The following is an 11,053-nucleotide window of genomic DNA, read 5'->3' as shown; positions in this document are numbered from 1 at the left end:
ATGACACAGTCAGGGCGCTGGACTCGCAAAAACCAAAGCCGCCGTGTGCTTGAGGCGGCGGCCGTTTAGTTTGTCTCACGGGCATGAACGCGAAACTGGCCTGCAAAATCCTATTGCGCGGCGGAGTTCTTCAACCCGGCAGCCAGTTGCCGATCCGCTCCACGGCCTCGGCGATCTCGGCCTCGGTGCCCGCGTAGGAGAGCCGCAGATAGCGCCCGCCATTCTCCGGGTCGAAATCGACGCCGGGCGTGACCGCGACATTGGCCTCGTGGAGAATCTGACGGGCGAAGGCGAGGCTGTCATTGGTGTAGCGCGAGACGTCGACATAAGCGTAGAACGCCCCGTCCATCGGCGAGGCGACAGGAAGGCCGATCTCCGGCAGCGCTCTGGTCAGGAAATTGCGGTTGTTGCGGTAGATATCGCAATATCCGTCGAGCTGATCGCGCGCTGTAAGCGCCGCCTCCGCGGCGATCTGGGAAAGATCGGGCGCGCAGATATAGATGTTCTGCGTCATCTGCTCGAACACCCGCACCAGCTTTTCCGGCAGCACCATCCAGCCGATCCGCCACCCGGTCATGCAGTAATATTTCGAGAAGGAGTTGATCACCACCGCCTCGTCGGTGAAGGAAAGCGCGCTCGCCTCCTCGCCCGAAAACACCAGGCCGTGATAGATCTCGTCGGAGATGAAGGCGGTTCCGCGTGCGTGGCACCAGTCGGCAAGCCGCTTCAGCGTCGCCCGGCCGGTCACCGTGCCGGTCGGGTTCGCAGGGCTTGCGAGCAACACGCCGGCAAGCGAGACGCCATGCGCTCTCTCCGCTTCCTCCAGCGCTTCCGGCGTCAGCGTGAACTCGTGCTCGGCATTGGCGTCCACCTCGACCACCTTGAGGTCCAGCGCCTTCAGGATGTTGCGGTAGGCGGGGTAACCGGGCCTTGCGATCGCGACAGCATCGCCGGCATCGAACAGCGCCAGAAATGCGAGATTGAAGCCGGCCGAAGACCCGGTGGTGACCGCGATGCGCGCCGGATCGATGTCGATGCCCATGCGGGCGCGGTAATCCTCGGCGATCGCCATCCGCAGGCTTTCTCGGCCAAAGGCGTCGGTATAGCCGAGACGTCCGTGTTCCAGCGCCGTGCGCGCGGCCGCAAGCGCGGCGTCGGGGGCCGGATGCGAAGGCTGGCCGACAGCCATGGAAATCACCGGACGGCCGGCCTTTTTCAGCCGGTTCGCCTCTGCCAGAACGTCCATGGCCAGGAATGAATCGATGTCGCTGCGCTTCGACGGCATGCCGTTTCCTCTTTCAGATGGTCCGGTTCCGGGATGGACCAATAACCCGGTCCCCGCAATGCCGCAGCGCAAAAAAACGGGATTTTGATCGGCAGGGCGGCAGAATTGAACCCGCCGCTCTGGACAACGCCGCCATTTGCGCACAATTGGTTTCTAAGAGCGATCCGGGCCTGAAAGCGCGGGGCTGCGCACAACCAATGACTGTTTCGCATGTCGGCGAGACGAGGATGCCGGAAGGGGAGAACATGTCTTCAAAGGGACTGACACTGGCGGTCACCGCTATTTTTGCGACAGCAATCGCATCGGCGGCAGCCACCACGGCCGCGATCTACCATTTCGCCCCGAACCAGACCGAGGAAACAGCGGCAGCAGCGCCGGCCGACGATCAGGCCGATTTCGGCCAGCGCGTTCACGATTATCTCATGAGCAACCCGGAAGTGCTGCTCGACGTACAGGTGGCGCTTCAGCGCAAGCAGGCGGATGAGCAGCAGGCCCAGGCCTCTCAGGTGATCGCCCAGAATCAGGACAAGCTCTATCTGCCGGCCTATGACAGCGTGATGGGCAATCCGGATGGCGAGATCACCGTCGTCGAGTTCTTCGACTATAATTGCGGCTATTGCCGCCGCGCGCTTGACGACATGGACGCGATCCTCGCCACCAATGACGATGTCCGCTTCGTGCTGAAGGAAATCCCGGTGCTCGGTCCGGAATCGGAGGCCACCCAGCGCATCTCCTACGCCGTCTTCAAGGCCGCGCCAGAAAAATATGAGGACTTCCACCGCGCGCTGATGGGCTCCGGTTCACGGGCCACCGAAGCGAGCGCCCGCGCAGTTGCGGCCTCCCTTGGCGTCGACGATCAGGCGATCGACCAGGCCATGCAGGAATACCCGGCGGAAGAGGCTCTTCAGGAGCATTTCGGCCTTGCCGGCGCGCTCGGCGTCTCCGGCACGCCGTCGTATATCGTCGGCGATGTGATGCTGCCGGGGGCGGTCGGCGCGGACCGCCTGCAGGAGACCATCGACAATATCCGCGACTGCGGCAAGGGCGTGTGTTCTTGACTATTTTTGGCTGAACAAGCTTAACCACATCCCGGCAACGGTGTGTCTTGGGGCTTTTCCTGTAAGGCTTGAACGTCTATAGGAGAAGGCGAAACCGGAATTGATGTATGACACGCGCGATCTTCGTCCTCAACGGACCAAATCTCAATCTGCTGGGCCAGCGCGAGCCCGGCATTTACGGCGATATGAGCCTTGCAGCGATTGAGAATGAATGCCGCAAACTTGGCGAGGAACTCGGTCTTGCGGTGGACTTTCGCCAGACCAATCATGAGGGCGTGCTTGTCGACTGGCTTCACGAAGCCAATGAGAAGGCGGCCGGCGTCGCCATCAATCCCGGTGCCTACGGGCATACATCCATTGCGCTTCACGACGCGATCCGCGCCATTGCCGTGCCGGTCGTGGAGCTCCATATCTCCAACATTCATGCCCGCGAGGCGTTTCGCCACAAGAGCATGATATCGCCTGCGGTGAAGGGGGTTATCTGTGGTCTCGGACAAGATAGCTACCTTCTGGCGATACGCGCTCTCAAAACCCTCGCGGAATAACAAGAACAAAGGAAAACATCCCATGGCAGATCAGAAGAAGGCTGTTGACGCGAAGCTCGTGCGTGAACTGGCGGTGATCCTCAACGATACCGAACTGACGGAAATCGAGGTCGAGCAGGAGGGCATGCGCATCCGCGTTGCCCGTGAGATCATGGCCGCTCCGCAGCAGATGATGCACTACGCCCCTGCGCCTTCCGCCGCTCCGGCTGCCGCGCCCGCGCCGACCGCTGCCGCAGAGCCGGCCGCCGCTGTCGCCGGCCCCCGGCATGACGATGCCGTCAAGGCCCCCATGGTCGGCACGGTCTATCTCGCCCCCGCCCCCGGCGCCCGCCCCTTCATCGAAGTCGGCGCCAACGTCAAGGAAGGCCAGACGCTGCTGATCATCGAAGCCATGAAGACGATGAACCAGATCCCCGCGCCCAAGAGCGGCAAGATCGTGCAGATCCTCGTCGATGACGCCCAGCCGGTCGAGTTCGACGAAGCGCTCGTCGTCATCGAATAACGGGTGGCAGAGCTTATGTTTTCCAAGATCCTGATCGCCAACCGAGGCGAAATCGCGCTTCGCGTTCTGCGCGCCTGCAAGGAGCTCGGCATCGCGACCGTTGCCGTGCACTCCACGGCCGACGCCGACGCCATGCATGTGCGCCTTGCCGACGAGAGCGTCTGCATCGGCCCGCCGTCCTCGCGCGAGAGCTATCTCAACATTCACCAGATCGTTGCCGCCTGCGAGATCACCGGCGCGGACGCCGTGCATCCGGGCTATGGCTTCCTCTCCGAGAACGCCAAGTTCGCGGAGATTCTCGAAGCCCACGGCATCACCTTCATCGGCCCCACCAGCGAGCATATCCGCATGATGGGCGACAAGATCACCGCGAAGACCACCGCGGAAGATCTCGGCATTCCGGTGGTTCCGGGTTCAGCCGGCTCTGTCGACACCGATGACGAGGCCTTCCAGACAGCCGAGGAAATCGGCTATCCGGTGCTGATCAAAGCGACAGCCGGCGGCGGCGGTCGCGGCATGAAGCTCGCGCGCTCCAGGGACGACCTGATCGAGGCCTACCGCACAGCGCGCGGCGAAGCCGCAGCCGCCTTCGGCAATGATTCCGTCTACATGGAAAAGTACCTCGACAAGCCGCGCCATATCGAAGTGCAGGTCTTCGGCGATGGCGAGGGCGATGCCGTTCACCTCGGCGAACGCGACTGCTCGCTGCAGCGCCGCCACCAGAAGGTCTGGGAAGAGGCGAATTCGCCGGCGCTCAATGTCGAGCAGCGCATGAAGATCGGCGAAATCTGCGCGGAAGCCATGCGCAAGATGAAATATCGCGGCGCGGGCACGATCGAGTTCCTGTATGAAAACGGCGAGTTCTATTTCATCGAGATGAACACCCGCCTTCAGGTCGAGCATCCGATCACCGAAGCGATCACCGGCATCGACCTCGTGCACGAGCAGATCCGGGTTGCCGCCGGCGCCGGGCTTTCGGTCAGCCAGAAGGACATCACCTTCTCCGGCCACGCGATCGAATGCCGCATCAATGCGGAAAACGCGGCGACCTTCCGGCCCTCCCCGGGCACGATCACGCATTTCCACGCCCCCGGCGGGCTTGGCGTGCGCATCGATTCCGGCGTCTATCAGGGCTACAAGATCCCGCCCTATTACGACAGCCTGATCGGCAAGCTGATCGTTCACGGCCGCACGAGGGTGGAATGCATGATGCGGCTGAAGCGTGCACTCGACGAGTTCGTCGTCGATGGCATTGACACGACGCTGCCGCTTTTTCAGGATTTGATCGCCAATCAGGATATCGCCAATGGCGACTATGATATCCACTGGCTGGAACACTATCTGGAAAACAAACCGAAGTAGCTCATGGAAAGAGGCAGCGCAAAAGGCAGCGGCATAACCCCGGAACTGCTTTTGAATGCTTACAGCATCGGCCTCTTCCCCATGTCCGAATCGGCCGAGGATACCGAGCTGTTCTGGGTCGAGCCGGAAGTCCGCGGGATCATCCCGCTGGACGGCCTGCACATCTCCCACAGCCTGCGCAAGCAATTGCGCAGGTCACCCTACGAAATCCGCTTCAACCACGATTTCGATGCCGTGATGGCGGCCTGCGCCATGCCCGCGCCGGATCGCCCGCAGACCTGGATCAACGCCGAAATCCGCTCGCTCTACAACGCGCTGCACCGCATGGGCCACGCCCATTCTGTGGAAGCTTACGAAGATGGCGAGCTCGTCGGTGGGCTTTACGGCGTCTCGCTGAGGGCCGCTTTTTTCGGCGAGAGCATGTTTTCGCGCCGGCCGAATGCCTCGAAGATATGCCTTGTGCATCTGGTGGAGCGGCTGAAGGCCAACCGGTTCCAGCTTCTCGACACGCAATTTACCACCGACCACCTGAAGACGATGGGCGCGATCGATATTTCGAAGGATCGGTATATGACGCTCTTGAACGCGGCGCTGGTGTGGCCGGATCAGCCGTTTCCGTGAGCGAAAATCAGGGCGCTGGCACGTCCGCGCTTGCCACGCAATCCGTCAGCCAGACGTCGTAGATCGGGTCTTCCACGGCGTTGAGCGCCGGCGAATCGGCGAACATCCAGCCGGAGAAGATGCGGCTGACATCGTTCTGCAGCGACACCTTGTCGACCTGTACGAAGGCATCGATGCGCTGCTCCTCGGTATCGTCACGCGAGTAGCAGACCCGCGGGGTCACCTGCAGGCGGCCGAACTGTACGGTCTCGCCGACATAGGCGTCGAAGGTGTAGGTGCGGCCGGTAATCTTGTCGATGCCGCCAAAGACGGCGACGGGATTTTCGACGCGGGCGGCAAGAGCGGGCGTCGCCGCCGCAAGCGCTGCCGCGACCAAGCCGAATGTCGCGACCGCTTTTCCGAAACCCGATTGACGCATCATTCGTTCCTCTTGTGCGGAAAACGCGGCGAAAGCCGCGCTTACCTCATTCTCGACCTCAAAGCTGCGAGCGATTCGATACCGCCCAATTGCGGCAGAAACGCAGTCAGCCGCCGGGCGTCCAGGCGTCGTAGTCGCCGGTAACGCGGTCGCGCTCGCCCTGAACGGCAAGCGAGCCCTTGGGGCGATAGGCATAGGCCGTGCCGGTCTGGTTGGGGTTATGCGGCTTTTCCCATTCGCGCGGCTTGTAGCCCTGCTCGGTCGGCGGCGTGTCGATGCGGTGGTGCATCCAGCCGTGCCAGCCGGGGGGAATGGTGGAGGCGTCGGCATAGCCTTTGTAGATCACCCAGCGGCGCTTCAGGCCATAGGTCGACATGCCGCCTTCATAATAGATGTTGCCGAACTCGTCCTCGCCGACCTTCTTGCCGAAGCGGCGCGTGAACACATCCGTGCCGATGGTCGATCCGTTCCACCAGGTGAACATCTTGGTCAGAAAGCCAGCCATTTTCTTTCCTTCGTCCCGGCCCGGAGGCCATTTTCCGTTAGTCCGTGTATGGCGCGTCATGCCGCTCTTGTCCAGAGCGACGAGAGGTCTCACGCGCTGTGAAGCTTCATTTTGAAACCATGATGCGACTGGCGGAAGCCGAGCCGCTCATAGAAGCGGTGGGCATCTTCCCGTGATGTATTGGACATCAGCTGCACCAGACGGCAACCCTCGATCTTCGCCTCGTCGATCGCCGCTTCGATCATCTTCGCCCCGATGCCGCGGCCGCGCCAGTCGGGATGGGTCTGCACCGCCTCAATGGTCAGCGACGCCCCGCCCCTGCCCGTCAGCGTGCGGATATAGGTTGTCTGGAACGTGCCGACGATCATGTCGTCAAGCTCCGCCACATATAGCGTGTTGCTGGCCGATGCCTTGATCGCCTCGAAGGCATCGCGGTAATCGTCATAGGCTTCGTCCGAGGTGGTGTCGCCATGCCCCCCAAGCGTGTCGGCGGCGAAGATCGAGATCAGCACCGGCAGGTCGTCGAGCCGCGCCTCGCGAATGATGAGGTTTTCCAGATCGGTTGCCGTATCAGACATTGGCAAGGTCCTTTTCCATGCGGATGGCCGGAATACCGGAATTGGGCGCGCCGCATTCATTATGGCGTCCGACCTCGCGCATGCCATGCGCCTCGTAAAAGCGGATCGCCGGCGCGTTCTCCGGAACGACTTCCAGCGCCAGCCGCTTCGCGTTCGGAAAGCAGGTCTCGATCTCGGCAAAAAGCTGTTCGCCGATCCCCTGCCGCTGGAAGCCGGGCAGTACGTAAAGCTGGCTGAGATTAACGATCTCGGCATTATCCTTGTCGGGTGCTGCAAAGGCCATGCCGCCGATCATGACTCCGCTATCGGCCACCAAGAATTCGCCTTGAGGCCGGCGCAGCCGACGCAGCATCGCTTCCGGCGAGAGCCAGCTATCGATGATCTTTTCGACCTTCTCGGGCCCGAGAATCTCGTCATAGGTGACATGCCAGGTCTCGGCCAGCAGGCTGCACACCGCCGGAATATCCGCCTCCATCGCCGTGCGGACAAAGAACATCGGCTTACTCCGTGACGCCCAGCTTTTCCTTGACCAGCGCCTGCACCGCCTGCGGATTGGCCTTGCCCTGCGAGGCCTTCATCACCTGGCCGACGAACCAGCCGGCAAGCGAGGGCTTGTCCTTGACCTTTGCGGCCTGTTCCGGGTTGGCGGCGATGATCTCGTCGACGATCTTCTCGATCGCGCCGGTATCGGTCACCTGCTTCATGCCGCGGTCTTCGACGATCTGCTTCGGGTCGCCGCCCTCGTTCCAGACGATCTCGAACAGGTCCTTGGCGATCTTGCCGGAGATCACGCCTTCCTTCAGCAGGTCGAGAATGGCGCCGAGCTGTTCCGGCGAGACCGGGGTTTCATCAATGCCCTTGCTTGCCTTGTTGAGCGCGCCGAGCAGATCGTTGATCACCCAGTTGGCAGCCGCCTTGGCGTCGCGCCCCTCGGCGAGCTTCTCGTAGTAGTCGGACACCGCCTTGTCGGAGACCAGAACGGAGGCGTCATAGACCGACAGGCCGAGTTTTTCGACGAACCGGGCCTTCTTGTCGTCGGGCAGTTCCGGCAGGTCCTTCGCCAGTTCTTCGATGAAGGCATCGTCGAATTCGAGCGGCAGCAGGTCCGGATCGGGGAAATAGCGATAGTCATGCGCGTCTTCCTTGGAGCGCATCGAGCGGGTCTCACCCTTGACCGGATCGAACAGGCGGGTCTCCTGGTCGATCTCGCCGCCCTCCTCCAGAATATCGATCTGGCGCCGGGCCTCGCTTTCGATCGCCATGCCGACGAAGCGGATCGAGTTGACGTTCTTGATCTCACAGCGCGTACCGAATGCGCCGCCCGGCTTGCGCACGGAGACGTTGACGTCGGCGCGGAGCGAGCCCTCGTCCATATTGCCGTCGCACGTGCCAAGATAACGCACGATGGTCCTGAGCTTGGTGACATAGGCCTTGGCCTCGTCGGCGGAGCGCAGGTCCGGCTTGGAAACGATTTCCATCAGCGCCACGCCGGAACGGTTCAGGTCGACGAAGGAGAATGAGGGATGCTGGTCATGCATCAGCTTGCCGGCGTCCTGCTCCAGATGCAGGCGCTCGATGCCGATCTCGATATCCTCGAAATTGCCCTGTTTGTCGGGGCCAAGCGAAATCGTGATCGTGCCCTCACCGACGATCGGATCCTTGTACTGGGAAATCTGGTAGCCCTGCGGCAGGTCCGGATAGAAATAGTTCTTGCGATCGAAGATCGAGCGCTTGTTGATCTTGGCCTTGAGGCCGAGACCGGTGCGCACGGCCTGTTTCACGCATTCTTCGTTGATGACGGGCAGCATGCCGGGCATGGCCGCATCCACCAGCGAGACATTGGCGTTGGGCGCCTTGCCGAATGTGGTGGACGAACCGGAGAACAGCTTCGCATTGCTGGTGACCTGCGCATGCACCTCAAGACCGATGATGACTTCCCAATCGCCGGTGGCGCCGGGGATCAGGCGTTTGGGATCGGGCGTGCGGGTATCGACAATGGTCATGGTCAGCTCATCGTTCATTCACGGGATATCGTTGGTGAGGTAGAGCAAACTGGGGCAAGACGCAAGCGATTGGGTGGGCCGCAGCCCTTCAAAACCTTGACCTTCGGCCGCAGCGCGACTATCTCGTGTCGGTCAACACGGAGTGTTTATGTCTAACCGTCAGGAATCCCGGTAAGGGCCCTGCCCGCTCTGCCCCTTGGGGCATGATGCGCGCAGCGGCCGAAAACGAAGAGCCCCGCAAGGCAAATGCTTTCGGGAACCGTTTTCACGCGTCTTCAGGACGCCCATCCGGAAATGACGACCATGGACATCTCGCGCGATGAACAGCGCATACTTCATCTGCTCGCCCAGGGCGGCAGGATCGAACTCATCAGAACCGAAAAACGCAAGATCGAGCGGATCGACTGCTACACCCGCGAGGGCTGGCGCTATCCTGGTCTCGACCTGATCTTGTTCCGCAAGCTGAAGGCCAAGCGGGCGATCCGCTCGCGCGGCGGCAGGCCGTACCAGATCACCACACGAGGTCTGGAACTGGTGCGCAGCCAGCCGGACAACCGGTAAATCAGGGGGCGCGGCGCTTCGACGGCGCCGCGCTTCTGCACCGTCGGGCAGTGAACTGCGTCAACCTGCCGCGGTCCCGAAACTATTACACGTCACAAAATTTCTTCAACTTTACCGCTAACTCGGGTATCACAACTTAGAGGAGATACCCGATGAAGCTAAAACCAGTTGCCATTGCCGCGCTCAGTCTCGCGGTGACATTCTCGCCGGTGGTCAACGCTCCGGTGTTTGCCCAAACCCAGGTCGAGGCCAAAAGCCCGCTGACCGAGGAACAGGCAAAGGCGATCGTCTATTCGATCTATGTCATGGCCTATCCGATGGTGCTGATGGATGTCAGCACGGCGATCTCCACCAATGTCGCCGAGCCGGGGGGCGTGAGCGCGCCGATCAACCAGTTCGCCAATCTGGCGGCCTTTCCCGATGCCTCCTTCGACACCGTTGTCCGGCCCAATGCCAACACACTCTATTCCTCGCTCACCTATGATGTTTCGAAGGAGCCGCTTATTATTTCGGTTCCGCCGTCGAAGGGGCGGTACTACCTCTTCCAGATGATGGACGAATGGACCGAGGTCTATGCCGCACCCGGAAGCCGGACCACCGGCGATGACGCCTATACTTTCGCGATCGTCGGTCCCGGCTGGGAGGGCAAACTGCCCGACGGCGTAAGGGCCTATCAAAGCCCCACGGCCAATGGCTGGATGCTCGGACGCATCGAAACCAGGGGCAAGGGCGATTACGACGCGGTTCACGCCTTCCAGAAGGACCTTAAGGCCGTGCCGCTCAGCGCCTGGGGCACCGACTATGTCGCGCCAAAGGGCGTCGTGGACCCCAACCAGGACATGACGTCGCCCGTCAGCCAGATCAAGAAACTCGACGGCGCGGCCTTCTTCCAACGCTTCGCCGAACTGATGAAGAAGAACCCGCCGCATGCCAACGACGATTCCGCCGTCGACCTGATGCGCCAGATCGGACTGGTGCCCGGCGAAAGCTATGACCCCGCCAAGCAGCCGAAGGCTGTGCAGGAAGCCATTGCCGATGCGCCCGCGAAGGTTTTGCCCTTCATCGAGAAGACCTGGGTGCGCTCCGGCGAACTCGTCAACGGCTGGCGCATCAATCTGACCGGGATCGGCAGCTACGGCTCCGACTACATGCATCGCGCCGGCGTCGCCTTTGGCGGGCTTGGCGCCAACAAGCCGGTCGATGCCGTCTATCCCAGCGCCTTCGTGGATGCCGATGGCAATCCTTTCGACAGTTCCAACAACTATGTCCTGCATTTCGACAAGGGCGAGACCCCGCCGGCGCGGGCCTTCTGGTCGGTCACGCTCTACAATCAGGATCAGTTCTTCGCCAAGAACCCGATCAACCGCTACACGCTCGGCAGCAATGACGGCCTCAAGCAAAACCCCGATGGGTCGGTCGATATCTACATCCAGCGCGAATCGCCCGGCAAGGACAAGGAAGCCAATTGGCTGCCAGCGCCCGAGAGCGGCCACTTCAGCCTGACCATGCGCCTCTACTGGCCGGAGCTCGCCGTGCTGAGCGGCGCCTGGAGCCCGCCGGCGGTCGAACTTGCAAATAATTGAGCGCGACGAGAAAGGGCCGCGCCTTTTTCAAA

General features: G+C 61.7%; 13 protein-coding genes. 7 read left to right on the top strand and 6 right to left on the bottom strand.

Annotated elements, in window-relative coordinates; genetic code table 11:
• Positions 1-130: 130 nt before the first annotated feature.
• A complete protein-coding gene (locus tag V6765_RS09780; RefSeq protein ID WP_448428191.1) occupies positions 131-1,285 on the bottom strand; it encodes a pyridoxal phosphate-dependent aminotransferase in 1,155 nt (384 codons plus the stop codon).
• 245 nt (positions 1,286-1,530) lie between these two features.
• Here V6765_RS09780 and V6765_RS09775 point away from each other — a divergent pair, with 245 nt between their 5' ends.
• The 5 genes from V6765_RS09775 (at position 1,531) to aat (ending at position 5,373) form a co-directional block, all read left to right on the top strand.
• The gene (locus V6765_RS09775) at positions 1,531-2,343 is read left to right on the top strand and encodes a DsbA family protein (RefSeq protein ID WP_448428189.1); all 813 of its coding nucleotides are present in this window, start codon (positions 1,531-1,533) and stop codon (positions 2,341-2,343) included.
• Between the two features lie 107 nt (positions 2,344-2,450).
• Positions 2,451-2,888 (top strand): type II 3-dehydroquinate dehydratase, encoded by a 438-nt coding sequence (gene aroQ, locus V6765_RS09770; RefSeq protein WP_448428187.1) that lies wholly within the window; start codon positions 2,451-2,453, stop codon positions 2,886-2,888.
• A 22-nt stretch (positions 2,889-2,910) separates the two neighbouring features.
• The gene (gene accB / locus V6765_RS09765; protein ID WP_448428185.1) at positions 2,911-3,390 is read left to right on the top strand and encodes an acetyl-CoA carboxylase biotin carboxyl carrier protein; all 480 of its coding nucleotides are present in this window, start codon (positions 2,911-2,913) and stop codon (positions 3,388-3,390) included.
• Between the two features lie 15 nt (positions 3,391-3,405).
• Positions 3,406-4,752 (top strand): acetyl-CoA carboxylase biotin carboxylase subunit, encoded by a 1,347-nt coding sequence (gene accC / locus V6765_RS09760; RefSeq protein ID WP_448428184.1) that lies wholly within the window; start codon positions 3,406-3,408, stop codon positions 4,750-4,752.
• 3 nt (positions 4,753-4,755) lie between these two features.
• Positions 4,756-5,373, top strand: a complete 618-nt coding sequence (aat, locus tag V6765_RS09755) for a leucyl/phenylalanyl-tRNA--protein transferase (protein WP_448428182.1) — start codon at positions 4,756-4,758, stop codon at positions 5,371-5,373.
• Between the two features lie 7 nt (positions 5,374-5,380).
• Here aat and V6765_RS09750 read toward each other — a convergent pair whose 3' ends face one another.
• The 5 genes from V6765_RS09750 to gatB form a co-directional block, all read right to left on the bottom strand.
• Positions 5,381-5,791 carry a DUF2155 domain-containing protein gene (locus tag V6765_RS09750; RefSeq protein ID WP_448428788.1) on the bottom strand — a complete coding sequence of 137 codons (411 nt, stop codon included), beginning with the start codon at positions 5,789-5,791 and terminating at the stop codon, positions 5,381-5,383.
• Between the two features lie 106 nt (positions 5,792-5,897).
• Complete coding sequence (locus V6765_RS09745) at positions 5,898-6,296, bottom strand: NADH:ubiquinone oxidoreductase subunit NDUFA12 (RefSeq protein WP_448428180.1); 399 nt, start codon at positions 6,294-6,296, stop codon at positions 5,898-5,900.
• Positions 6,297-6,385: 89 nt separating this feature from the next.
• A complete protein-coding gene (locus V6765_RS09740) occupies positions 6,386-6,874 on the bottom strand; it encodes an N-acetyltransferase family protein (protein ID WP_448428178.1) in 489 nt (162 codons plus the stop codon).
• The gene (locus tag V6765_RS09735; protein WP_448428176.1) at positions 6,867-7,370 is read right to left on the bottom strand and encodes an N-acetyltransferase family protein; all 504 of its coding nucleotides are present in this window, start codon (positions 7,368-7,370) and stop codon (positions 6,867-6,869) included. Before V6765_RS09735 ends, V6765_RS09740 begins: the two co-directional genes overlap by 8 nt.
• 4 nt (positions 7,371-7,374) lie before the next feature.
• Positions 7,375-8,877 carry an Asp-tRNA(Asn)/Glu-tRNA(Gln) amidotransferase subunit GatB gene (gene gatB / locus V6765_RS09730; RefSeq protein ID WP_448428786.1) on the bottom strand — a complete coding sequence of 501 codons (1,503 nt, stop codon included), beginning with the start codon at positions 8,875-8,877 and terminating at the stop codon, positions 7,375-7,377.
• Positions 8,878-9,180: 303 nt separating this feature from the next.
• Between gatB and V6765_RS09725 the strand changes: the two genes are divergently transcribed.
• Positions 9,181-9,438, top strand: a complete 258-nt coding sequence (locus tag V6765_RS09725) for a YjhX family toxin (protein WP_448428784.1) — start codon at positions 9,181-9,183, stop codon at positions 9,436-9,438.
• A 152-nt stretch (positions 9,439-9,590) separates the two neighbouring features.
• A complete protein-coding gene (locus V6765_RS09720) occupies positions 9,591-11,021 on the top strand; it encodes a DUF1254 domain-containing protein (protein WP_448428174.1) in 1,431 nt (476 codons plus the stop codon).
• The last annotated feature ends 32 nt before the right edge of the window (positions 11,022-11,053 follow it).

The organism is Martelella sp. FOR1707 (assembly GCF_053484265.1).
Note: the sequence above shows the minus strand (reverse complement) of the source record. Positions and strands in the feature narration are given on the sequence as shown.